The following is a 23,880-nucleotide window of genomic DNA, read 5'->3' on the forward strand; positions in this document are numbered from 1 at the left end:
CCGTCATAAGCGCGACGCAGCCAGGCCAAGCCGCTCGCCGCGATAGCGCTCGTCCAGAATAGCCTGCCACCATGCCTGATTATTTAAATACCAGAGCACGGTTTTACGCATACCGCTTTCAAAGGTTTCCTCTGGCGTCCAGCCCAGCTCGCGCGCAATCTTACTGGCGTCGATGGCATAGCGCTGATCGTGCCCCGGGCGATCGGCGACAAAGGTAATCAAATCGCGGTAGTGAGTAAGACCTGCGGCTTTACGTTCCGGCGCCAGCAACTCCAGCAAATCGCAGATGGCGTGCACCACATCGATATTACGCTGCTCATTGTGTCCGCCGATATTGTAGGTCTCGCCTACCTTGCCGCTGTTCACGACGCGATAGAGCGCGCGCGCGTGATCTTCGACATAAAGCCAGTCGCGGATCTGTTCGCCGTTGCCGTAAACCGGCAACGGCTTGCCTGCCAGCGCATTGATAATGGTGAGGGGGATCAGCTTTTCCGGGAAATGGCAGGGCCCATAATTGTTTGAGCAGTTGGTTACGATAACAGGCAGGCCATAAGTCCGAAGCCAGGCGCGCACCAGGTGATCGCTGCTGGCTTTGGTCGCAGAATAAGGGCTGCTGGGCGCATACGGTGTGGTTTCGGTGAAAAAGGCCTCGGGGTCCAGCAGATCGCCGAACACTTCATCAGTCGAAATATGATGGAAGAGAAAAGCTTCCCGCCGCTGCGCGTCCAGTTTGTTCCAGTAACCGCGCGCCGCTTCCAGCAACTGATAGGTGCCAACAATATTGGTTTCGACAAAGGCGATAGGGCCGTCAATAGAACGATCAACGTGGCTTTCCGCCGCCAGATGCATGACGCAGTCAGGCTGATAGCGCGCAAAAACCGCTTCCAGCGCCGGTCGATCGCAAATATCCACCTGCTCGAAAGCGAAGCGCACATCCTGCATGACGCTGGCCAGCGAGGCGAGATTGCCTGCATAGCTGAGCTTGTCGACCACTACTATGCGGTGATCTGTCTCTTCGATAAGAAAACGCACCAGCGCCGAGCCGATAAAGCCCGCGCCGCCCGTGATCAAAAATTGTTTCACCGCCATACTCCCCGCGTATCCACAATCCAGGATTGGGTAACCTGGGAGGCATCAACGGCGCGGAAATGGTCATGATCCACCAGCATTACCAGCACGTCGGCCTGCGCCAGCGCCTGCTCGCGGGAGACGAGTTCAGCGTTGTCGCCGAGCGTGGCGGGCAGCGCGGCGATATGCGGTTCCACCACCCAGCTCTGGCCGCGGTGCCATTCGGCGATCATCTGCGCGACCTGCATCGCCGGGCTTTCGCGTAGATCGTCGATGTTGGGTTTAAACGCCAGGCCGAAGCAGGCAATAACGATCTCATCGGCGCGCTTGCCGCTCTGGGTCAGGCAGTCAGCCAGCGCCGCTTTGACCTGATTAAGCACCCAGTGCGGCTTGCTGTCGTTCACTTCCCGCGCGGTGCGGATCAGTCGCGCCAGCGATGGGTTCTGCGCCACGATAAACCAGGGATCGACGGCAATGCAGTGCCCACCGACGCCAGGGCCAGGCTGTAAAATATTGACGCGCGGGTGGCGGTTCGCCAGCGCAATCAGTTCCCAGACGTTAATTCCCTGATCGGCGCAGATTAGCGACAGCTCATTGGCGAAAGCGATATTGACGTCGCGGAAGCTGTTTTCCGTTAGCTTGCACAGTTCCGCCGTGCGCGCGTTGGTCTCAACGCATTCACCCTGCAGGAAAATGCGGTAGAGCGCGCTGGCCTGCGCCGAGCAGGCGGGGGTCATGCCGCCGATCACGCGGTCGTTGTGAATCAGTTCCTGCATGATTTTGCCCGGCAGCACGCGCTCCGGACAGTAGGCGATAAAGATATCCGGTTCGCCGCCGTGTTGCGGAAAACGTAGATCTGGACGCGTCACCGCCAGCCACTCCGCCATCTGCTCCGTCGCGCCAACCGGCGAGGTCGATTCCAGGATGACTAAATCGCCTTTTTTCAATACCGGCGCGATCGATTCCGCCGCCGCCTTAACGAAGCGCAAATCGGGCTGATGATCCGCCATAAAAGGCGTCGGCACAGCAATCAGAAAAGCATCGGCCGCTTCAGGCTGCGTGGTGGCGCGCAGAAAGCCCTGGGTAACCGCATCATGGACCACTTTGTCCAGCGCGGGCTCGACGATATGGATCGCCCCGCGATTAATGGTTTCTACCGCGTGGGCGTTGATATCGACGCCCACAACGTTTTTCTTCTGCGACGCAAAAACGGCTGCGGTCGGCAGCCCGATATAGCCCAGTCCAATCACAGAAATGGTATCAAAACTCATAGGTTAACTCGGGTATCTTTTAAGGCTTGCAGAATGCGCTGACAGGCGTTGCCGTCGCCGTAAGGGTTATGCGCGCGGCTCATGGTTTGCCATGCCGCGTCGTCGGTCAGCAGCAGGCTGGCTTCGGCCACGATCTTCTCCACGTCGGTGCCGACCAGCTTCACGGTGCCAGCATCAACCGCTTCGGGACGTTCGGTAGCGTCGCGCATGACCAGCACCGGCTTGCCCAGCGACGGCGCTTCTTCCTGAATACCGCCTGAATCAGTCAGGATCAGCCAGGCGCGGTTCATCAGCCAGACAAAAGGCAGATAATCCTGCGGCTCGATCAGCACAATATTGTCGATGCCGCTAAGAATACGGTTTACCGGCTCGCTGACGTTGGGATTGAGGTGTACCGGATAGACGATTTGCGCGTCAGGATGCTGGCGAGCGATGCGCGCCAGCGCGCTGCAGATGCGCTCAAAGCCTTCGCCAAAGCTTTCACGTCGATGGCCGGTAACCAGCACCAGTTTTTTCTCGCTGTCGAGGAAGGGATAGTGCCCCGCGAGCTGCGCGTTGAGGCCCGGATCGGCGATAACCCGATCGCGTACCCACAGCAGCGCGTCAATCACCGTATTGCCGGTAACGAAGATACGCGCGTCGGGCAAATTTTCCGCCAGCAGGTTCTGGCGCGATCGTTCAGTCGGGGTAAAGTGCAGTCGGGCAAGATGGCCCGTTAGCTTGCGGTTGCCCTCTTCCGGCCAGGGCGAAGTCAGATCGCCAGTACGTAGCCCCGCCTCGATATGCGCGACCGGTATCTGGTGATAAAACGCAGCCAGACTGGCGGCGAGCGTCGTGGTCGTGTCGCCGTGCACCAGCACAACGTCGGGTTTGAAATCGAGCAGTACGGTTTTCATGCCTTGTAAAATGCGGCAGGTGATCTCCGTTAATCCTTGCTCAGGGCGCATAATGTTCAGGTCGTAATCTGGCTGCAACGCAAAGAGGCGCAGCACCTGATCAAGCATTTCGCGGTGCTGCGCCGTAACGCACAGGCGCGATTCAAACGCAGGATCCTGCGCCAGCGCCTGCACCAGCGGCGCCATTTTTATCGCCTCCGGGCGAGTCCCGAATACTGTAAGCACTTTCACGCGGTATCTCTCACTGATCTGGCGCCGGAACGGCGCGCCAGCGCCACGCCTGCGCCCGTCAATGCGCCTAACGCGCCCCACATAATCATCATAAACAGACGACGCGGACTGTCGCGTGAAACCGGCTCTTCCGGCGTACGCAGATAGCGGTAGGTCTGGAAGGTTCGGTTTAACGTCGGCCCGGCGCTCAGGGTCGTGAGCATCGCCCTGTTCTGATCGTAACTGATATCGTAAGTCGGCCCGGTCGCCTGCAGCGTTTCCAGCTGCGCCTGCAGCTGCGGCTCGCCGAGCAGGAAGAGATCGCTGTCGGCGATCGGCTCGCGCGCGTCGCGCGAACGGTTCTCATGAATGCCTTGCTGGCTGGCCACCTTCAGCGCCTGCTGCAGACGGTGCTGCTGACGCTGGAAAACAGCGTTCGCCACATCTTCCTGCCGTTTCACCTGCGCCCGCAGCTGCTCGCTGCGCGCCTGCCAGGCACCTTGCAGTTCACCGTTAAGGTGGCGCGCCGCGCGCTCGCTGGCAAACGCGATATACTGCCGCAGCAGGTTATTGGCGTCGCTGGCGGTTTCCGCGATCAGCTTAACGCTGTCACGCGTGTTGCGCGCCGTATCGGCGGGCAGAAACTGGATATTAGCGACCATATCGTCCAGCAGCGCGGCGTCGTTGTGTGCGTTGCCTGAGCGGCGGCTTTTATAATACTCCGTCTGCTGCCAGAAGTCGCGGCGCGTATCCCAGGCGCCCAGTTGCATAATAAATTCCTGATAGACCTCATCCATTATGGTCGGCGAGGAGGTCGCCAGACTGAGCGTATTGTTGCGCACGTCGAGGTTGTTCAGAAATTGTTCCTGTGCGTAATAGTCGCCGAGCATATTTACCGTTGGACGATCGGTGATCGCCGTGGTGCTCCACGCCTGCGTCATCAATAGCGAAGCGAGCCAGGCGACCAGCGCGAAAAGCAGCGCCAGGCCGATAATCCAGCGCTTACCGCGCCATAACGTGCAGCCCAGCCCGCGAATATCCAGTTCGTTATCTGCAACCTCAGAGGTCATAACAAGGCAATCCTTATCAGGGTAATTTTTTCTTAGCATCGCCGTGAGCGTTCAGACGACGTTTTATACGACGAATCAGGCGCGCCACGCGCCAGGCGTGTTTCAGGCAGTAGCCGTAAAACATAAACGCCACCATAAACAGCACCAGCATCACCCATTCAGGGATAAAGGCGAGATATTCGCCGAGCACGCCGATACCGGCGAGAATAGCGGCTGCCACGGTGATCAGCACAAACGCCTGACGCGAGGTGAAGCCGGCGCGCATGATCAAATGGTGGATATGCTGGCGGTCAGCGGAAAAGGGACTCATGCCTTTGCGCAGGCGGCGATACATAATCGCCACCATATCCATCAGCGGAATGGCGATCAGCCAGAGCGCGGTAACGGGCGTAATCGGATGGCTTAATCCCTGCGTGGTTTCCAGCAAAATCCAGATAATGGTAAAGCCAATCATGGTACTGCCCGCGTCGCCCATAAAGACTTTATAGCGGCGGCCGAGGAAACCCAGATTCAACAGGATGTAGGGAATGGTGGCGGCGATCATGGCGAAGCACCACACCGCAAGGCTGTACTGTCCGTCGAAGCAGAGAATAATGCCCATCGCCGCAAAGGTGACGGACGAAAGGCCGCCCAGCAAGCCGTCGATGCCGTCCACCATATTAAAGGCGTTAATCGCGGCCCAGACGGCGAACAGCGTCAGCACATAGCCGAACGGCCCCACCACCAGTTCCACCGGGCCGATAATAAAACCGAGGCTGAGCAGATAGAGCTTGGCACCCACCATCATCGCCACCGCTACGGCCGCCTGCACAACGGCGCGGATTTTAACGCTGATATCGAAGCGGTCATCGAGCGCGCCGACCAGCACCAGCAGCCCCGCGCAGATAAGATAGAGCGTGGCGTGCGGCAGATAAAAACGGGTGATGAGAAACATAAAGCAGATGCCGGCATAGACGGAAATGCCGCCGACCAACGGAATCGCGCCGTGATGGCGTTTACGGGAATTCGGCGTATCGACCAGACCTATTTTTTTAGCCGCTTTGCGCGCAAAAAAGATAAAGACTAAAGAAAATAGAAAAGTAAGCCCCAGCTCAGTACTCATAGTGAGTAAATTCACGTTTAACGCTCTCAGCTAAAATCAGGGACAGGATAAACAAACTGCATGTTTTTGCCTTTCATCCCGAGTCCGAATTCTGCTTCCGACCACGCGCGCATGGTTAACTTTTGCGCACTGCCGCCGCAGTCATTATAAATGCTCCTGCCAGCGGTAATCCTAATGCGCACAAATAAAAAACGCCACGTTAAGACGTGGCGTTAGGGCGATTTCCTGCGCATTTAGGCTAAAAAAGTCGGTTTAGCCGTTTCGATTAGTCGATGCAGGATTACGAGCGCTTCATCATATCGAAGAATTCGTCGTTGGTTTTGGTCATCGCCAGTTTGTTGATGAGGAATTCCATCGCGTCGATCTCGCCCATTGGGTGAATGATTTTGCGCAGGATCCACATCTTCTGCAGCTCTTCCTGAGTAGTGAGCAGCTCTTCTTTACGCGTACCGGAGCGGTTGTAGTCAATCGCCGGGAAGACGCGTTTTTCCGCGATTTTACGAGAGAGATGCAGCTCCATGTTACCGGTGCCTTTAAACTCTTCGTAGATCACTTCGTCCATCTTCGAACCGGTGTCGATCAGCGCGGTTGCGATGATGGTCAGGCTGCCGCCCTCTTCCACGTTACGCGCAGCGCCGAAGAAACGTTTCGGACGATGCAGGGCGTTGGCGTCAACACCACCGGTCAGCACCTTGCCGGAAGCCGGCACGACGGTGTTGTAGGCGCGCGCCAGACGGGTGATGGAGTCGAGCAGAATAATGACATCTTTCTTGTGCTCAACCAGGCGCTTCGCCTTCTCGATCACCATTTCGGCGACCTGAACGTGGCGTGAAGCCGGTTCGTCGAAGGTAGAGGCGATAACTTCGCCTTTGACCAGACGCTGCATCTCGGTCACTTCTTCCGGACGTTCGTCAATCAGCAGCACCATCAGCACGCAGTCTGGATGGTTGTAGGCGATGCTCTGCGCGATATTCTGCAGCAGCATGGTTTTACCCGCTTTCGGCGGCGCGACGATCAGACCACGCTGGCCGCGGCCGATCGGCGAAGCCAGATCCAGCACGCGTGCGGTAAGGTCTTCCGTCGAACCATTGCCGCGCTCCATGCGCAGACGGCTGTTGGCGTGCAGCGGCGTCAGGTTTTCGAACAGAATCTTACTACGCGCGTTTTCAGGCTTATCGTAGTTAACCTCGTTAACCTTCAGCAGTGCAAAGTAGCGCTCACCCTCTTTCGGCGGACGAATTTTGCCGGAAATGGTGTCACCAGTGCGAAGGTTGAAACGGCGAATTTGGCTGGGAGAAACGTAGATATCGTCGGGACCGGCGAGGTAGGAGCTGTCTGCGGAGCGGAGGAAACCAAATCCGTCCTGCAGTATCTCCAGCACACCATCACCGAAGATGTCCTCGCCGCTCTTCGCGTGCTGTTTGAGGATGGCGAAAATAATGTCCTGTTTGCGCATACGCGCCAGGTTTTCCAGCCCCATATTTTCGCCGAGGGTTATCAGCTCAGAAACCGGCGTATTCTTTAATTCGGTAAGATTCATAGTGATGGGTTCTTAAACTCGGGGTAATTCTCGAAATGTTGGTCGTGAATGGTATGGCTTAATATTCCATGCCTGTTAATGGCGCTTTCAACTCTTCTCGACGATCATCGTCAGGGATGGCGACTGGAAGCGAGAGAGACGGTTGAAATGCGATGCCAAAGTTGGTGCTAACCGTCAGAATTGTCAAACCGCTGCATACGGAACGTGCTTCAGGGTTTAACAAAGGAAATCTTTAAGATGCAAACTACAAGGTAAGTGCGTAATGCAGTGAAAGTAACTTAGCACGCTAAAATGCGAACGTCCAGCAGTGGAAGAAAATTCGCCACCGCCGAACGTTCTCGTCCTTACGCCAGGTTGGCGTTCAGGAACTCTTTAAGCTGGCTTTTAGACAGCGCGCCGACTTTGGTCGCCGCGACTTCACCGTTTTTGAACAGCAGCAGCGTCGGAATGCCGCGAATGCCGTACTTCGGCGCCGTGCCCGGGTTGTCGTCGATGTTCAGCTTGGCGATAGTGAGCTTACCGTCGTACTCTTCGGCAACTTCGTCGAGAATCGGGGCGATCATTTTGCAAGGACCACACCATTCAGCCCAGAAATCAACCAGCGTGACACCTTCTGCTTTCAGAACGTCTGCATCGAAACTGTCATCGGTGAGGTGAACGATTTTATCGCTGCTCATGTATTACTCCACAAGATTATGCCTGGCGAATTGGCGTAAAGTTTACCAACGAAGGTTGACTTTATTTCATCGGATACGCTTTCGTAAAGCGATAGTAAGCTGATATTCTACCACACTATGAGCAAAACACACTTAACAGAACAGAAGTTTTCCGACTTCGCCCTGCACCCTCTGGTCGTGGAAGCCCTTGATAAAAAAGGCTTTCATCACTGCACGCCTATTCAGGCGTTAGCTCTGCCTTTTACGCTTTCAGGGCGTGATGTCGCAGGCCAGGCGCAAACCGGTACCGGCAAAACGATGGCGTTTCTGACGTCAACGTTTCATCATCTTCTCTCTCACCCCGCGCAGGAAGGCCGTCAGATCAATCAACCGCGCGCCCTGATCATGGCTCCGACGCGTGAACTGGCAGTGCAAATCCACGCCGACGCCGAACCGCTGGCGCAGGCAACCGGTCTGAAACTGGGCCTGGCTTACGGCGGCGACGGTTACGACAAACAGCTTAAGGTGCTGGCCGACGGCGTAGATATTCTGGTCGGTACGACAGGCCGCCTGATCGATTACGCTAAACAGAATCACATTAACCTCGGCGCGATCCAGGTACTGGTGCTGGACGAAGCCGACCGCATGTTCGATCTCGGCTTTATTAAAGATATTCGCTGGCTGTTCCGCCGCATGCCGCCTGCAACGCAGCGTCTGAGCATGCTCTTTTCCGCTACGCTCTCATGGCGCGTGCGTGAACTGGCTTTCGAACACATGAATAACGCCGAGTACGTTGAGGTGGAGCCAGAGCAGAAAACGGGGCACCGCATTAAAGAAGAGCTCTTCTACCCGTCGAACGAAGAAAAAATGCGCCTGCTGCAGACGCTGCTGGAAGAAGAGTGGCCGGATCGCGCTATCGTCTTCGCCAATACCAAGCATCGCTGCGAAGATATCTGGGGCCATCTGGCGGCGGACGGCCATCGCGTCGGCCTGCTGACCGGTGATGTCGCCCAGAAGAAGCGCCTGCGCATTCTGGATGACTTCACTAAAGGCGATGTCGATATCCTGGTTGCCACCGACGTTGCGGCGCGCGGTCTGCATATTCCTGCGGTTACGCACGTCTTTAACTACGATCTGCCTGACGATCGCGAAGACTACGTTCACCGTATCGGCCGTACCGGCCGCGCGGGCGCAAGCGGACATTCGATCAGCCTGGCCTGTGAAGAGTACGCACTGAACCTGCCGGCGATTGAAGAGTATATCGGCCACAGCATTCCGGTGAGCAAGTACAACAGCGATGCGCTGATGAACGATCTGCCGCCGCCGAAGCGCCTGGCACGTACTCGTACCGGCAATGGTCCGCGTCGTGGCGGCAACAACGCGAATCGCCGTGGAGCGCCGCGTAATAACAACCGTAAACGTTCAGGTTAATCCACACTATGCTAAGCGCATCGTCACTTTATGCTGCGATTGATCTGGGCTCCAACAGCTTTCATATGTTGGTGGTGCGCGAAGTTTCCGGAAGTATTCAGACCGTCGCGCGTATTAAGCGCAAAGTGCGCCTGGCTGCGGGCCTTGATAAAAATAACCACCTTTCCGCCGAGGCGATAACGCGCGGCTGGGAGTGCCTGAAGCTCTTCTCCGAACAGCTGCAGGATATCCCGTCTGAGCAGATACGCGTTGTCGCTACCGCTACGCTGCGCCTGGCGGTCAATGCGAACGACTTTCTTTTTACCGCGCAGCAGATTCTCGGCTGTCCCGTCAACGTTATCAGCGGTGAAGAGGAAGCGCGCCTGATTTATCAGGGCGTCGCGCACACCACCGGCGGTTCGGACAAGCGGCTGGTGGTCGATATCGGCGGCGGCAGCACCGAGCTGGCCAGCGGCGACGGCTCGCACGCCTCTGTGCTCTTTAGCCTGCCCATGGGGTGCGTCACCTGGCTTGAACGCTTCTTTAGCGACAGGCATCTGGCGAAAGAGAATTTCGCCGCCGCCGAACAGGCCGCGCGCGATATGATCCGCCCGATTGCCGCACCGCTGCGCGCTCATGGCTGGGAAGCCTGCGTCGGCGCCTCCGGCACCGTACAGGCGTTGCAGGGGATTATGGTGGCGCAGGGCATGGATGAACGCATCACTCTGAGCAAATTGCAGCAACTCAAACAGCGCGCCATTCAGTGCGGCAAGCTGGAAGAGCTGGAGATCGAAGGATTAACGCTGGAGCGTGCGCTGGTTTTCCCCAGCGGGCTCTCGATTCTGATCGCGGTATTCCAGGAGCTTGGCATTGAGAGCATGACTCTGGCTGGCGGCGCGCTGCGAGAAGGGCTGGTTTACGGCATGCTCCACCTGCCGGTAGATCGCGATATTCGCAGCCGAACGCTCCAGAACGTACAGCGTCGTTTTTCCATTGATGTGGAACAGGCGGCGCGCGTGCGTCAGGTAGCGGACGTTTTTTTCCGCCAGGTAAGCACGGTATGGAAACTGGATCAGCGCTGTCGAGAGCTGCTGCTCAGCGCCAGCGCAATACATGAAATCGGCCTCAGCGTCGATTTTCGCCAGGCCCCTCAGCACGCCGCCTATCTGGTTCGCCATCTTGATTTACCCGGCTTTACGCCCGCGCAAAAGAAACTGCTGGCCTGCCTGCTGCAAAACCAGAGCGGCAGCATTGATTTAGCGCTGCTTACCCAGCAAAACGCCTTGCCTCCACGTCTTGCCGAGCGCCTGTGCCGACTGCTGCGGCTGGCGATTATCTTTTCCAGCCGTCGTCGCGACGACACCCTGCCTGCGGTGCGTCTGCAGGCTGACGACGATACGCTGCAACTTACTCTGCCGACAGACTGGCTGGACGCGCATCCGCTGCGCGCCGAGCTGCTTGAGCAGGAGAGCCATTACCAGTCCTATGTGCACTGGCTGCTGACCATCGCCTGATTTCAGACGGGGCTTTTTAGCCCTTTTTCGCCTTCTCCAGCATCGCTCGCAGTCCGGCAACCCGCGTTTGCCCGGTTTTCATTCGCTCTTCTGCGCTGACGACTTTGCGCTCGGTTTCCCAGACGACATCATCCTGCGGCAGCTCCAGCAAAAAGCGGCTCGGCTCCGGGCGCACCAGTTCGCCATACTGACGACGCTCGCGGCAGAGCGTAAAGGTCAGCTCTTTCTGCGCGCGCGTGATGCCGACGTAGGCCAGACGGCGCTCCTCTTCGATATTGTTCTCATCGATGCTGCTCTGATGCGGCAACAGTCCCTCTTCCATACCGACCAGAAAGACATAGGGGAACTCCAGCCCTTTCGAGGCGTGCAGCGTCATCAGCTGAACCTGATCGAGATCTTCATCGCTTTCGCCGCGTTCCATCATGTCGCGTAGCGTAAAGCGCGTCACCACCTGGGTCAGCGTCATCGGCTCATCAATATCGCTGCCTTCCAGCATCTCCGTCATCCACTGGAACAGCGTATTGACGTTCTTCATCCGCATCTCGGCCGCTTTCGGACTGCCCGACGTTTCGAACAGCCAGCTTTCATAGTCGATGCCGCGGATCAGATCGCGCACCGCATTGACGGGCTCGCGCTCGGTCATCTGCACGATCTCATGCAGCCAGTGGGTAAAGCGCTGTAAGTGCTCCAGACCGCGCCCGCTCAGCGTCTGGCCTAATCCAACGTCGAAGCTGGCGTTAAACAGGCTTTTGTTGCGCAGGTTCGCCCACTCTCCCAGCTTTTGCAGCGTCGCCGGGCCGATCTCGCGACGCGGCGTATTGACGATGCGCAGAAACGCGCTGTCGTCGTCCGGGTTAGTCAGTACGCGCAGGTAGGCGAGCAGATCCTTAATCTCCGGCCGCGAGAAAAAAGAGGTGCCGCCTGAGATGCGATAGGGAATGCGGTTCTGCATCAGCAGCTTTTCAAACACGCGCGACTGGTGATTACCGCGATAAAGAATCGCATAATCTTTGTACTGCGTTTTGTTGATGAAATGGTGAGCAATCAGCTCGCCCGCCACGCGCTCTGCCTCATGATCTTCATGATTCGCAGTCAGCACCTTCAGCTCGCTGCCGAGACCCAGCTCGGAGAAAAGGCGTTTCTCAAATACGTGTGGGTTGTTGGCGATAAGGATATTTGCCGCCTTCAGGATACGCTGCGACGAGCGGTAGTTCTGCTCCAGCTTGACCACTTCCAGCGCTGGAAAATCCTCTTTCAGCAACACCAGGTTTTGTGGCCGCGCGCCGCGCCAGGAGTAGATAGACTGATCGTCATCGCCTACTACGGTAAAGCGCGCCCGCGCGCCGACCAGCAGCTTCACCAGCTCATACTGGCTGGTGTTGGTGTCCTGATACTCATCCACCAGCAGATAGCGAATGCGCTGCTGCCAGCGTTCGCGGACCTCCTGGTTGCGCTGCAGCAGCAGCGTCGGCAACAGGATCAAATCGTCGAAATCGAGCACGTTGCAGGACTTCAGATGCTGGTCGTAAAGGCTATAGCAGTGGGCGAAAATATTGTCGCGCTCGCTGCGCGCCAGCGCGGCGGCGCGCGGCGGATCGACCAGATCGTTCTTCCAGTTGGAAATGGTGGAAATGAGCTGCTGTAGCAGCGTCTTGTCCTCTTCCAGCCACGGCTGCGTCAAATCTTTCAGCAGCGCCAGCTGGTCGGTATCGTCGAACAGCGAGAAATTGGACTTCATGCCCAGCGCGGCATATTCGCGCTTGATAATTTCCAGCCCCAGCGTATGGAAGGTAGAGATCATCAGACCGCGCGCCTCTTTTTTTCCCAGCGTCTGGGCTACGCGCTCTTTCATCTCGCGCGAGGCTTTATTGGTAAAGGTCACCGCCGCGATATGACGCGCCTGATAGCCGCATTCGCGGATCAAATGGGCAATCTTGTTGGTGATGACGCGGGTTTTGCCCGATCCCGCTCCCGCCAGTACCAGACAGGGGCCGGTAACAAACTCGACGGCGCGTTGTTGGCTGGGGTTTAAACGCATAGTAAAAAATCGCTCAGTAAAAAGGGAGGAGGATGAAATAATGGGCGGTCAGTATACACAATCAGAGGACTATCATGGCGAAAACCGCGGCGGCTTTACACATTCTGGTGAAAGAGGAAGCGCTGGCTCACGAGCTGCTGGCGAAGCTGGAAAAGGGCGCCAGTTTTCAGCAGCTGGCGAAGAAGCACTCTACCTGTCCTTCCGGGCGCAACGGCGGCGATTTAGGCGAGTTTCGACAAGGCCAGATGGTGCCGGCCTTTGATAAAGCGGTCTTCACCTGCCCGCTGCTGAAACCTTTTGGGCCGGTGAAAACCGCATTTGGTTATCACATCATTAAAGTGCTCTACCGCAGCTGATTACTTCTTGCTTTTCATCTGCTGCAGCACGTTGCTGCACTGGTTATCCTCGTTGTCGCTTGGGCTGATTAACGCCAGCAGCGCGGCGGCGGGGCCTACCACAGTGCCGAGCGCCACGGCCACCGCGCCGCGCGCCAGCAGTGGTCCAGCTTTTACTCCCGCGTCTGGATTTTTAAAAGTGCCGCGTACATAAAGCGGCGAACGCAGCGTCACAATACGGATGCCTTTACTCTCGGGATTAATCGACAGATCCAGACGCTCGCTGGCGAAGTTGGCGTTGCCGGTAACGTTGATTACCGCGTTTTCGGTGTCAAACACAAACAGGTTCGGCGTTGCTACCCCGTTTTGCAGCTTCACATCCGTCGCGGCGCAGTTAATGCGCACCTCATCGTCGCCAAAGAGCTTGCCGACCACATAGTTGCCGACGTTCAGCCCGGCGATCTCCATCAGGCTGCGGCTGATCACGCCGTCGTTCATCAGCAGCTTCAGCTGGCCGTTGCTGGTCGCCAGCAGATCCGCCACTGAATTGCCGGTGCCGGTAAAGCTGGCGTCGCCGTTCAGCTGACCCAGGCTGCGCTGCATCGCTTCGACGTTCGGGAAGAGCTGCCGCAGGTGCAGGCGACGCGCGTGGATATCGGCGCGGCCGCGCATCGGCGATTTATCTCCTTCAAGACGGATGGTGCTGTTCAGCGTGCCGCCCGCCATGCCGAAGCGCAGCGGATCGAGCAGTAGCTCGCCATCTTTTAGCTGCAGATGAGTATAAAGATCGCTTAACGGCAGCGAACTGCCATGTTCGATGCGCTTGCCGGTGAACTTCACATCGGCATCCATCACGTCCCAGCTTTTGGTGTCGAAGCTGTCATGCGGCAGCACGCGATCGGCGGGCTGCGTCGCCTTACCGTCTCGCTTCGCCTTCGCCTGTTCGGTTTTCGCGCTGCCTTTGCCGGAGTCAACGCCGATAAGCGGCCCCAGGTCCGCCATACGCAGCTGCTTCGAACTCAGCTCGCCCACCAGTGCCGGACGCGGTTCGCCCTGCGTGTAGGTAAGCGAGCCATGAATATCGCTGTCGCCGATATGGCCGTTAAAGTTCTCGTAATGGTATTCCGGCCCTTTTTTCCCGGCGAAGCGGGCGATCAGGTGGCCGTCGGTTTCATAGGGCGGCGTGTCGGGCAGCAATACGCCGGTCAGGCCGTAGAGGTTAGCGAGCGTATCGCCGGAGAAGCGCAGTCGCACATTCACGCCGCCGAGATTCATTGGATCCTGAATGCCGCCCGTGACCTGCACGCGCGTCGTACCGTTACGCACATCGGCCTGAATGGGGAATGGCGTCGTTTTGCTGCGCAGCGAGAGCATGCCGCCGGTTTTGCCTTCGCCTTCCAGCTGCTCGTTGTTATAGGTGCCGCGCGCTTCCCAGCCGAAGACAAAGTCGCCCGCGCCTTTTTGCGCGTCGCTGCCGCCCGCCACCTGCCCGTAAGCCACCGGTTTGCCGAGCGGATTAATTTTTACCGTGACGTCAGCTTTATTAACCGCATCGCGGTAGCGCACCAGGCCCTGGTCGAACAGAATATTGTCGAGGCGGAATGACCAGGCGGATGGCGGTGCGTTAGGATCGGTATTACCGCTGTTGGCGAGATTGAAGGTCCAGTTGTTCTTTTTATCGGCAGTCTGAATCAGCCGCGCATCGGGCTGCTGAAGTTTGATCCATGGAATGTAGATCTCCTTATGCAGCAGCGCCAGCGGCGACAGGGTCGCGTCGACGCGCTCCAGATGCACCATCGTAACCTCTGCCATCTCAGGCGGATTGCCTAATATGATGTCCTGCGCGTGAACATGGGGCCAGGGGATCCAGCTGCGCCAGCCAGGTTCATTACGGTTGCGCTCCCAGGCGACGCCCAGATCGCCGCGAATCGCGAACTGGCGGTTCAGCTCCGTCGAGACCTTCTGATTGATGGTGGGCTTCAGACGATTCCAGTCAAAGGTCGCGATGATTACGATAATCACCACGATCAACAGCAAAAGAATCCCGACTATCCAGCTAACAATTTTTCCTGCGCGCGACATCTCGCTTCCTCCTTGCCTTTCCACAGTCTCCGTTAAAGATAGTCGAGACGTTGTAGAAGGACATCAGACAAGCTGAAGCGGCAGATGATTAAGTTGTGAAAAAGGGACCGGTCTTGAAAAAAAATAGCCTTGCGCCGCCATTGCAGGGGAACAGCACACCTGCCGCCACTCCTCTTCGGTTTCGACGCCTTCGACGATAACGCCGTTGCAGTAGCGGTTAATCAGCGCCAGCAGCATCGAGAAGAGCGCTTTGCCCTCTTCGGTTCTGCGCAGCAGGATAAACAGCTCGCGCGACAGCTTGATATAGTCATACTTCAGCTCCGTCAGCGCTGAAAAGTTCGCCATGCCGGAACCGAAATTGTCCAGCCACAGCGGCCCAAGCTCAGGCATCTGCGCGATCATCTCTTCCTGCGGCAGCGCGTGATGCTCGGTCAGCTCGAAGCGCACCCACGGCAGATCGGTGATTAAACGACGAATCGGCGGGTGCTGCTGAATCGCCATGAGCGTCGGACCGTCGATATTGACCGACGCCACGACCTGATTGTCGCAAAAAAAGCGCTCCCACTCTTTCAGCAGCGCCAGCTGTTCATGGACCACATGCAGGCGCTGGTTAATCGCCAGCGCCTCGAAGTAAGCCTCCGGCGATAGCCGTTTCTCCGGCGCGGCTGGATGCGTTACCGCAGTCAGGATTTCAATTGCCAGCAACCGGCCCGATACCTGGTATATCGGCTGGAAAGTGTAGAATCGTTGGCATTGCTGCCAGAAGAGACGCGCTTCCTGTTGTGGGTTGATGTCAGCTGAAGAAGGTAGCCAATGACTAATATTCTTCATCACCATGGTTTTTTCCTGGTTGTTGGCGAGTGCCATGTGTCAGCTCAGCGGCAAGTATCGGCTGTCCCCGCCATATCTTTATCCGCCTGCTGGACACATAAGACTACAGAGTGTAACAACCCGAATCGGACGCAATCGTGAAAAAAAGCCCGGCTTTGACCGCTAAATCGCCGCTAAGAAAGGCTTTTTTTACCTTAAGTGGAATTAAAACGACGTTTTAAAAATCATTGACGTCTGCCATACCAGACGCGAGACTAAGGCACTATTTCACTACAGGCCAAATACCATGACGCATAAAAAAATAGCCATTATCGGCGAGTGCATGATTGAGCTGTCCGAGAAGGGTGAGAACATTAAACGCGGCTTTGGCGGCGATACGCTGAACACGGCGGTTTATCTGGCGCGCCAGGTCGATGAGGCGCAGCTCAGCGTCGATTACGTCACGGCGCTGGGCATCGACTCCTTTAGCGATCAGATGATCGCCGCATGGCAGCAGGAAAAGGTGAATACCGGCTTAATCCAGCGGCTGGAAAACAAAATGCCTGGCCTCTATTTCATTGAAACTGATGATAAAGGCGAGCGCACCTTCTGGTACTGGCGCAGCGACGCCGCCGCGCGCTACTGGCTCGACGCCCCGCACGCCTCTGCCATCGTCGACGAGCTGGCGCACTACGATTACCTCTACCTGAGCGGCATTTCGCTGGCGATTTTGCCTGCCGATAGTCGCGAGAAGCTGATGACGCTGCTGGATCGCTGCCGCGGCAATGGCGGTCAGGTGATTTTCGACAATAACTATCGTCCCCGCCTGTGGGCCGACAAAACAAGCGCGCAGCAGGCTTACCGCGCCATGCTGCAGCGCACCGACATCGCTTTTCTGACGCTGGATGACGAACATCTGCTGTGGGGCGAGCATCCGCTAAGCGCGGTGATTGAGCGCACGCGCGCGGCGGGTGCCAGCGAAATCGTGATTAAACGCGGTGCGGAGTCTTGCCTGGTAGCGATCGGCGACGATGCGCTGATCGACGTGCCAGCGGTGCGCCTCGATTCGGCGAGCGTGATTGATACCACTGCGGCGGGCGACTCCTTCAGCGCGGGCTATCTGTCGCGGCGTCTGACAGGCGGTTCGCCGCAGGCGTCCGCCGAGCGCGGCCACCTTACCGCCAGCACGGTTATCCAACATCGCGGCGCGATTATTCCGCTGGAGGCGATGCCGGAATAAAGGCGCGCCAGGTAGCCGGGGCGTGTTATTTTCACCGCTGCATAGCCAGCCAAACAGCGTTGCATTTGCGTTAGCACACGATATTCAGCGGTAAATATTAGTTATCATCACAGTAAAGGCTGGCGTTGATTTTTAAGCGAACGCCAGTCTCGCTTTTTCGACCTTAACCCTTATCGATCCTCACTCCAGGCATAGTCTGAATCCTTCTTTGCACTCCGTTTTCGGATGGACGACCGCCGAAAAAAAGACCATCTTTTCTTCAATAACAGCAGGACGCTGTTTATCCGGCCGCGACAAAAAAATTACAACACTTCTCGCATCAGGACCGTTTTATGCACACAGAAATTATCAATATCTGGCCAAACGGCGACGCGCCAGGTGCCAGCGATTCGCGCGCGCAGCCGCAGATTGTCGATCTGGCGAAAGAGTATGAGCCTTACGATCGCGCAGCCACAGGCGTGCGCTGCCCGGAGATCGCCATCTGGCATCCCGAAGAGTCTAACGGCATTACGCTGCTGGTCGCGCCGGGCGGCGGCTATCAGCGCGTCCTTATCGATCGCGAAGGCAGCGCGCTGGCGACATTTTTTACCGCGATGGGCTATACCCTGGCGGTCATGACCTATCGTCTGCCCTACGACGGCCACCACGAAGGCCCGGACGCGCCGCTGGCCGATGCGCAGCGGGCGGTGCGCGTGCTGCGCGAACGCGCCCAGCGCGGCCTGAACGGAAAATATATCGTTATGACGGGCTTCTCGGCGGGCGGCCATGTCGCCGCCAGCCTGGGAACGCGCTTTGCCGAGAAAATCTATCCGGTACAGGACGGCGCGGATAACTTCTCGCCGCGTCCGGATGCGATGGTGCTGGTCTATCCGGTGATCAGTATGCGCGACGGCATTGCACATGAGAGTTCGCGTACGCGCCTGCTCGGCGCCTGGCCCGATGAGAAAACCATCGAAGCCTATTCGCTGGAGACGCGCGTCCACGCGCAGACCCCGCCAACGCTGCTCATCCACGCGGCGGATGATGAAACGGTCTCGGTGAACAACAGCATGGCGTTTTTCAGCGCGCTCCGCGAACATAAGGTGCCCGCAGAGCTGCACTTCTATCAGAAAGGCGGCCACGGATTCGGCATCCGCGGCGTAGCGGATCTGCCCCTTGCCAGCTGGCCGATGCTGGTGACCGAGTGGCTCAGGGCGAAAACCTGAGGGATCAGGAAGAAGGCGGCGCGCTGTCGCTGGCGCTGCTCTCCTGCGGCGCGGCGTCAGCTGCCGCTGGCGGCGCCATTACCTTATCCCAGATGGCCTGCAGACTTTTGACGTTGGTTTCCGCTTCGCCTTCCGGCTGCATCAGCACCATGGTGAGCTCTTGCGACAGCTGCTGACGCAGCTCCTGATTCAGCTGCTCGCGCGTCAGGCCGCTCAGAAACGCCTGACGCAGCTTCTGATACTGCTCAGGCGCGATATCCACCACGGCGTTCTGCTGCGAACGCAGACGCTGACTCATCAGCACGTCGGTATCGGTGCGCGCATAGGTAGCGAACAGCTTGTTCAGCTCCAGCAGCTTCTGCGCCATCAGCGCATCAAACTCCTCCTGCGGCAGCCCTTTGTCACGCACCTCGGCCAGCTCGCGCGCCACCATATTCAGGCCCGGCTCCAGAGCGTCGTTGCGCGCGTCGAGATTAACCGAGCACTGGGCGCGCTGGTAGAGCACGCGGCAGTCGAAACCGACCTGCAGGTTTTGCGTTTTGCTGTCGCCCAGCGTGCGCTGCAGATGCCAGAACAGCGCCTCGCGCGCCAGATCGCTCTGCCAGTAGCGCTGCAGATTTTGCGAATCGCGAATCGGCTGCCAGGGCGTATCCCACACCAGCGCCAGTCGATCCTGACTTATCGCGCTGTTGACCAGATTAATCGGCTGATGCGGCAGCGGCGAGAGGGTCGGCAGCGGTGCGGGACTGCTGCGCTTGCCTTTCAGCGAGGAGAAAGCTTTATTGATCTGCTCCGCCAGGCTGCGGCTCTCAACGTTGCCGACGACATAGAGCGTCATAGCATCTGGTGTGTACCACTGCTGGTAAAAGTCGTTCAGCGCGTTCAGGTCGACGGGCGCGCGCGGCTGCTCGGCAGGATCGTGCGCCAGCAGCGTCGAGCCTTTCAGGCGGTAGCGCCACCAGACATCCTGGGTACTGGCAGGCCAGGTCGCTGTAGGATCGGAGGCGCTCAGCGCGGTGCTGACCACCTGCTCGTTAATGGACATCTTGCCCGCCGTCGCCGCCAGCCAGTTAAGCGCTTCTTTCAGCAGCTCCGGGCGGTTGTTGGGCAGGCTAAGGTTATACTGGGTAAAGTCGTAAGAGACGATCGCGGGCGGCAGCGGATGCTGCGGATCCATCGCCTGCTGCCACAGCGCGCGCTGCTGATTGGTGTCGAGCGCGGCGTTGTGCACCATCGCCAGGCGCGGCAGAAGATGGCTGAAGCCGCTCTGCTGGGTCGTTTCCACCAGCGATCCGGTATTCACAACCATGCGCAGTTCAATGCGATCGCTGGGACGCTGCGGCGTAGTCAGCAGCTGCCAGCTCAATCCGTTATCCAGTTTCCCTTCCTGCCAGGCAGGATCGGGCTGCAGCGTTTCGGCATAAGCGCCAAAACTGGCGGCCACCCACGCTAACCCCCCAACCAAAAGCCGAATTCTGGTGCCCTGCATGTGAACCTCTAATCTAAAAGTCGTTATCACTGGCACGTTTCGCCGTTGTAATACGCGGTGAGTTTTTCTCTTTTTAGCCGCGTCGTTTTTCGACAACAGAGTCTTTGACCACGTGAAGGCCAGGATGTCGCGCAACGAAGTGAAAAACCATGAAAAAAATAAGTGGGCATTATTATGCAAATGCCCGCTGTCAGGGCAAGCGACAGCGGGCATTTAGAGGGTTTTTGCTAAAAAGGGGGCGTTATACGGAGGTTTCCGGCACTTTTTTCGCCTTTGCTTTGCCGGAAAGCGTCGCCTTTAACTGATTTTCATCGAGCTGGCCGACCCACTTCGCTACCACCACCGTCGCCACGCCGTTGCCGACCAGGTTGGTCAGCGCGCGCGCTTCAGACATAAAGCGGTCGATGCCGAGGATCAGCGCCAGACCCGCTACCGGCAGGTGGCCTACCGCCGACAGCGTCGCCGCCAGTACGATAAAGCCGCTGCCGGTTACGCCCGCCGCGCCCTTCGAGGAGAGCAGCAGCACCACCAGCAGGGTGATCTGATGGAAGATATCCATATGCGCGTTGGTGGCCTGGGCGATAAATACCGCCGCCATGGTCAGGTAAATTGAGGTGCCGTCGAGGTTAAACGAGTATCCGGTCGGAATCACCAGCCCCACGACTGACTTTTTACAGCCCAGCTTCTCCATCTTATCCAGCATACGCGGCAGCGCAGATTCAGACGAAGAGGTGCCGAGCACAATCAGCAGCTCTTCTTTGATATAGGCGACGAAGCGGAAGATATTGAACCCGGTGACGCGCGCAATAATCCCCAGCACCACCACCACAAACAGCACGCAGGTAATATAGAAACAGACGATCAGCTGGCCGAGCTGCACCAGAGAACCGACACCATATTTACCGATGGTAAAGGCCATGGCGCCGAACGCGCCGATTGGAGCAAGACGCATAATCATATTGATGATGCCGAAGATAACCTTCGAAAAGCTCTCAATCACGTTAAAAATCAGCGTACCGGCACTGCCGAGACGATGCAGCGCGAAGCCGAACAGAATCGCGAACAGCAGCACCTGCAGGATATTGCCGCTGGCGAAGGCGCCGATGACGCTGCCAGGGATCACGTCCAGCAGGAAGGCGACCACGCCCTGCTGTTCCGCCTGCTGGGCATAGACCGCGACCGCTTTCGCATCCAGCGTCGCCGGATCGACATTCATGCCCGCGCCCGGCTGCAGTACGTTAACCACCACCAGACCGATAATCAGCGCGATAGTGCTGACGATTTCAAAATAGAGCAGCGCGACCGCACCGGTACGCCCTACTGCTTTCATGCTCTCCATGCCGGCAATACCGGTCACGACCGTACAGAAAATCACGGGCGCGATGATCATCTTGATCAGTTTGACGAAGCCATCTCCAAGCGGCTTCATTTGCGTGCCTAGCTCTGGGTAGAAATGGCCTAACAGAACGCCGATGCCGATGGCTAACAGCACCTGAAAATAGAGGCTTTTAAACAGTGAAGTTTTCATAAGATGTGTCCACTACAACAGGGTTGTGAGGTTGTCGTTTTATTGTGTCCGCAAGTAAAGCGCTCCCCGGCGCTGGCGGTTGGCAAAAAATAACACCCTGTTAACGGGATTAATACAGGCCTACAAAGGCCGAGGGTTTTCTGGAAACGCAACTATGAACTGAAACGCTTCAGCAAGACCTTTTGTAACTAAAAAACGCGGGAAATCAACGAATCAGGTTGTTAAATCTTTTCGCAAGCGAGTAGCTGAACGGAGGTGCAAAGCGCCCCGCTGCGTTAAAAGCGCGGCAGAATCAGAAGAGAGGGTCGCACTGACAGTCGTTGATGTCGCGCCCTGACCGGCCTACTGGTCAGAAGCGAGAGCGGGCAGCCAGGTTTGCACAAACCGCTCCAGCGGCAGCGCTTCGGCATAGAGATAGCCCTGGCCGATATGAATACCCCGCGCCAGCAGCCAGTCGCGCTGCTCTGCGGTTTCTACCCCTTCAGCGATAACGTCGAGATCGGTGATTTCGGCGATGGCCGCCACGATGCGCACCATGGTGTCGTCATCAGGCAGCGCGGCGACAAAGCTGCGATCCATCTTCAGCTTGTTGACCGGCAGCGACTTGAACTGATGCAGGTAGTTCAGATTGGAGTAGCCCATACCGAAATCGTCCAGCGCGACCGCGACGCCCACCGTCTGCAAAGAGCGCAGCAGCGCCATCGCCACTTCGGCATCGCCAATCTGCGCGGTTTCGGTAATCTCCAGCACGAAACTGCCGGGCGCGATCTGATGACGCTGCAGCAAGCCCTGCAGATGATTCACCATGCTGGCGTCGCGCAGCTGCACGGCGGAAATATTGACGCTAAGCGGGATGAATATGCCGCGCTTCTGCCAGCCCGCGAGAATGCGGCATGCCTCTTCAAATACCCAGCGTCCGATGGCAGCGATGACGCCGATCTCCTCCGCGCTGGCGATAAACTCTTCCGAGAGGCCGTAGCTGCCGTCCGGCATGCGCATACGCAGCAGCGCCTCCGCACCCGCCAGTTCGCCGGTTTGCATATTGATCTGCGGCTGAAGAAACAGCCGGAATTGCTCATCCTGCAACCCCTGCAGAATGTCATGCTCCTGCGTCAGGCGCTTCTGCGCGCGCTCGGTAAGCGCCGCATCGAAAAAGAGGATCTGGTTTTTACCTGAATGACGCGCTGACATCATCGCCGAGGTAGCGCGATCGAGCTGCTCGTTGGCGGAGAGGCGCTCTTCGTCATACAGCGCAAGACCGATGCTGGCATTGGGCCGCAGCTGGAGCTGATGCAGCGTCACCGGCTGGTTAAGGCGGATCATCAGATTGCGCGCCAGGCGCATCGCGCGAAACGGGGTACTGGCGCGCTTCATCAGCAGCGCGAAGTCGCTCGGCCCGGTCTGCGCCAGCAGCGTATGGTCGTCGATGGTGCTGCGTATCTTCTCTACCAGCGTCAGCATCAGGGTGTCGCGCTGCTCGTCGCTCAGTACGCCGTTGGCTTCCTGCAGCGTTTCGATGCGGATCACCATCAGCCCAAACCCTTTGCTGTGGCTGCGCAGGTGCTGATCGACCAGCGCCAGAAAGAGCGCGCGGTTGGGCAGATCGGTCACGGCGTAATGGGTGGTCAGCCGGCTCATCTCGTCATGCACCGACTCCAGCACCTGCTGGTTGCGGTTATAGCTGCGGATCAGCATGCCGATCTCATCGTCACGGTGGCTGGCGGGCAGCGCCAGCTTGTGGGTGAGAATCGCCTGCGGCGGCAATTCCTGCAGCTCGCGTGAGATATTGCGCAGCGGATGGACCACCAGCCGGTTGATGCACCAGCTGATCGCCACCGACAGAATAAGCGCCAGCAGCAGATAGGTGGTGACCATAGTAGAGACGGTGCTGAGGATAAACTGGTAAACGCGTGTGGAGTTGGCCTGCAGCACCAGATAGGCGAGCGGCTTGGGCGAAGCGCTGCTCTCGACCGAATAGAGCGGCACGGTGATCTGCACCGGCAGTTCGAACAGGCGAGTAATTAGCAGCGGGATCGGTTTTTCATTCTCGAAGCTGGCGTGCAGCGCCTGAAAGGCGTTAGGTAAAACCACGTCGGCACGCGAAAGGACGCCAGCAGGCTTCAGGGTTTGCAGAATGCGCTCGGCCTGGGCGATATCCGCTTTCAGTACCGCCTCGGAGAGCGGTTGCCGCACGGTATGCGCAATATTCTCCATCTGCTGGGCGTAGTCGATCCTGCGCTGTTGCACAAAATGAAACAGTTGAATGACGATAAAGACAGAGACGGTTATCAGCGCCACCGCAGATACCGTCGCCATTTGCTTTATCGTAAGTGAACGGCTGACGCGCAAAATCTTCTCCAGGCTAAAAAGCACAGCTATCAGACAGGAAAATGCGCAGCAAGTATATCCTGGAACT

Annotated in this window: 18 protein-coding genes; 5 read left to right on the forward strand and 13 right to left on the reverse strand. The window is 57.7% G+C overall.

The genetic code is table 11. From position 1 onward, the window contains the following. Positions 1-3: 3 nt before the first annotated feature. The 7 genes from rfbB to trxA all read right to left on the reverse strand — a co-directional run bounded on the left by rfbB (position 4) and on the right by trxA (position 7,834). Positions 4-1,083 carry a dTDP-glucose 4,6-dehydratase gene (gene rfbB, locus EKL29_RS19510; protein WP_126690486.1) on the reverse strand — a complete coding sequence of 360 codons (1,080 nt, stop codon included), beginning with the start codon at positions 1,081-1,083 and terminating at the stop codon, positions 4-6. Next, complete coding sequence (wecC, locus tag EKL29_RS19515; protein ID WP_126690487.1) at positions 1,080-2,339, reverse strand: UDP-N-acetyl-D-mannosamine dehydrogenase; 1,260 nt, start codon at positions 2,337-2,339, stop codon at positions 1,080-1,082. Before wecC ends, rfbB begins: the two co-directional genes overlap by 4 nt. Then, a complete protein-coding gene (wecB, locus tag EKL29_RS19520; protein WP_120457961.1) occupies positions 2,336-3,466 on the reverse strand; it encodes a non-hydrolyzing UDP-N-acetylglucosamine 2-epimerase in 1,131 nt (376 codons plus the stop codon). Before wecB ends, wecC begins: the two co-directional genes overlap by 4 nt. Next, on the reverse strand, positions 3,463-4,515 hold the full coding sequence (wzzE, locus tag EKL29_RS19525) for an ECA polysaccharide chain length modulation protein (RefSeq protein ID WP_120457963.1): 1,053 nt from the start codon (positions 4,513-4,515) through the stop codon (positions 3,463-3,465). The genes wecB and wzzE overlap by 4 nt, the downstream gene beginning before the upstream one ends. A gap of 16 nt (positions 4,516-4,531) precedes the next feature. Next, complete coding sequence (gene wecA / locus EKL29_RS19530; protein WP_120457965.1) at positions 4,532-5,617, reverse strand: UDP-N-acetylglucosamine--undecaprenyl-phosphate N-acetylglucosaminephosphotransferase; 1,086 nt, start codon at positions 5,615-5,617, stop codon at positions 4,532-4,534. 280 nt (positions 5,618-5,897) lie between these two features. Beyond that, positions 5,898-7,157 carry a transcription termination factor Rho gene (gene rho, locus EKL29_RS19535; RefSeq protein WP_120457967.1) on the reverse strand — a complete coding sequence of 420 codons (1,260 nt, stop codon included), beginning with the start codon at positions 7,155-7,157 and terminating at the stop codon, positions 5,898-5,900. Between the two features lie 344 nt (positions 7,158-7,501). Beyond that, positions 7,502-7,834 (reverse strand): thioredoxin TrxA, encoded by a 333-nt coding sequence (trxA, locus tag EKL29_RS19540; RefSeq protein ID WP_033754540.1) that lies wholly within the window; start codon positions 7,832-7,834, stop codon positions 7,502-7,504. Between the two features lie 117 nt (positions 7,835-7,951). Here trxA and rhlB point away from each other — a divergent pair, with 117 nt between their 5' ends. Both rhlB and gppA read left to right on the forward strand, forming a co-directional pair. Further along, positions 7,952-9,244, forward strand: coding sequence for an ATP-dependent RNA helicase RhlB (rhlB, locus tag EKL29_RS19545; protein WP_120457969.1), 1,293 nt, complete (start codon positions 7,952-7,954; stop codon positions 9,242-9,244). 8 nt (positions 9,245-9,252) lie between these two features. Then, positions 9,253-10,737, forward strand: coding sequence for a guanosine-5'-triphosphate,3'-diphosphate diphosphatase (gene gppA, locus EKL29_RS19550; RefSeq protein WP_126690488.1), 1,485 nt, complete (start codon positions 9,253-9,255; stop codon positions 10,735-10,737). 16 nt (positions 10,738-10,753) lie between these two features. Here gppA and rep read toward each other — a convergent pair whose 3' ends face one another. Further along, positions 10,754-12,775, reverse strand: coding sequence for a DNA helicase Rep (rep, locus tag EKL29_RS19555; RefSeq protein ID WP_120457973.1), 2,022 nt, complete (start codon positions 12,773-12,775; stop codon positions 10,754-10,756). Positions 12,776-12,849: 74 nt separating this feature from the next. On the opposite strand from rep, the gene ppiC reads away from it, so the two are divergent. After that, complete coding sequence (gene ppiC, locus EKL29_RS19560) at positions 12,850-13,131, forward strand: peptidylprolyl isomerase PpiC (protein WP_126690489.1); 282 nt, start codon at positions 12,850-12,852, stop codon at positions 13,129-13,131. On the opposite strand, the gene EKL29_RS19565 is transcribed toward ppiC, so the two are convergent. Continuing rightward, entirely contained in the window at positions 13,132-15,192 is a 2,061-nt protein-coding gene (locus EKL29_RS19565) for an AsmA family protein (RefSeq protein ID WP_126690490.1), read from the reverse strand. It lies immediately after the preceding gene. 63 nt (positions 15,193-15,255) lie between these two features. Beyond that, complete coding sequence (gene pdeH, locus EKL29_RS19570; RefSeq protein ID WP_126690497.1) at positions 15,256-16,029, reverse strand: cyclic-guanylate-specific phosphodiesterase; 774 nt, start codon at positions 16,027-16,029, stop codon at positions 15,256-15,258. A 280-nt stretch (positions 16,030-16,309) separates the two neighbouring features. On the opposite strand from pdeH, the gene EKL29_RS19575 reads away from it, so the two are divergent. Further along, entirely contained in the window at positions 16,310-17,242 is a 933-nt protein-coding gene (locus tag EKL29_RS19575; protein WP_126690491.1) for a sugar kinase, read from the forward strand. Positions 17,243-17,574: 332 nt separating this feature from the next. Further along, a complete protein-coding gene (locus tag EKL29_RS19580) occupies positions 17,575-18,447 on the forward strand; it encodes an alpha/beta hydrolase (RefSeq protein WP_120457981.1) in 873 nt (290 codons plus the stop codon). A gap of 4 nt (positions 18,448-18,451) precedes the next feature. Here the strand turns inward: EKL29_RS19580 and EKL29_RS19585 are convergent, their stop codons facing one another. From EKL29_RS19585 to hmsP, 3 genes are all read right to left on the reverse strand, one after another. After that, on the reverse strand, positions 18,452-19,936 hold the full coding sequence (locus tag EKL29_RS19585; RefSeq protein ID WP_120457983.1) for a pitrilysin family protein: 1,485 nt from the start codon (positions 19,934-19,936) through the stop codon (positions 18,452-18,454). A gap of 241 nt (positions 19,937-20,177) precedes the next feature. Continuing rightward, the gene (locus EKL29_RS19595; RefSeq protein ID WP_126690492.1) at positions 20,178-21,464 is read right to left on the reverse strand and encodes a dicarboxylate/amino acid:cation symporter; all 1,287 of its coding nucleotides are present in this window, start codon (positions 21,462-21,464) and stop codon (positions 20,178-20,180) included. A 342-nt stretch (positions 21,465-21,806) separates the two neighbouring features. Next, positions 21,807-23,813, reverse strand: a complete 2,007-nt coding sequence (gene hmsP / locus EKL29_RS19600; protein WP_179256449.1) for a biofilm formation regulator HmsP — start codon at positions 23,811-23,813, stop codon at positions 21,807-21,809. Between the last annotated feature and the right edge of the window lie 67 nt (positions 23,814-23,880).

Source organism: Pantoea sp. YU22, assembly GCF_003970755.1.
Classification (GTDB): domain Bacteria; phylum Pseudomonadota; class Gammaproteobacteria; order Enterobacterales; family Enterobacteriaceae; genus Pantoea; species Pantoea piersonii.

Excerpts from the sequence above, each read along its gene's own strand:
- wecC (WP_126690487.1), bottom strand. The coding sequence starts at position 2,339 with ATGAGTTTTGATACCATTTCTGTGATTGGACTGGGCTATATCGGGCTG.
- wzzE (WP_120457963.1), bottom strand. The coding sequence starts at position 4,515 with ATGACCTCTGAGGTTGCAGATAACGAACTGGATATTCGCGGGCTGGGC.
- wecA (WP_120457965.1), bottom strand. The coding sequence starts at position 5,617 with ATGAGTACTGAGCTGGGGCTTACTTTTCTATTTTCTTTAGTCTTTATC.
- rho (WP_120457967.1), bottom strand. The coding sequence starts at position 7,157 with ATGAATCTTACCGAATTAAAGAATACGCCGGTTTCTGAGCTGATAACC.
- trxA (WP_033754540.1), bottom strand. The coding sequence starts at position 7,834 with ATGAGCAGCGATAAAATCGTTCACCTCACCGATGACAGTTTCGATGCA.
- rhlB (WP_120457969.1), top strand. The coding sequence starts at position 7,952 with ATGAGCAAAACACACTTAACAGAACAGAAGTTTTCCGACTTCGCCCTG.
- gppA (WP_126690488.1), top strand. The coding sequence starts at position 9,253 with ATGCTAAGCGCATCGTCACTTTATGCTGCGATTGATCTGGGCTCCAAC.
- rep (WP_120457973.1), bottom strand. The coding sequence starts at position 12,775 with ATGCGTTTAAACCCCAGCCAACAACGCGCCGTCGAGTTTGTTACCGGC.
- ppiC (WP_126690489.1), top strand. The coding sequence starts at position 12,850 with ATGGCGAAAACCGCGGCGGCTTTACACATTCTGGTGAAAGAGGAAGCG.
- EKL29_RS19565 (WP_126690490.1), bottom strand. The coding sequence starts at position 15,192 with ATGTCGCGCGCAGGAAAAATTGTTAGCTGGATAGTCGGGATTCTTTTG.
- pdeH (WP_126690497.1), bottom strand. The coding sequence starts at position 16,029 with ATGGTGATGAAGAATATTAGTCATTGGCTACCTTCTTCAGCTGACATC.
- EKL29_RS19575 (WP_126690491.1), top strand. The coding sequence starts at position 16,310 with ATGACGCATAAAAAAATAGCCATTATCGGCGAGTGCATGATTGAGCTG.
- EKL29_RS19580 (WP_120457981.1), top strand. The coding sequence starts at position 17,575 with ATGCACACAGAAATTATCAATATCTGGCCAAACGGCGACGCGCCAGGT.
- EKL29_RS19585 (WP_120457983.1), bottom strand. The coding sequence starts at position 19,936 with ATGCAGGGCACCAGAATTCGGCTTTTGGTTGGGGGGTTAGCGTGGGTG.
- EKL29_RS19595 (WP_126690492.1), bottom strand. The coding sequence starts at position 21,464 with ATGAAAACTTCACTGTTTAAAAGCCTCTATTTTCAGGTGCTGTTAGCC.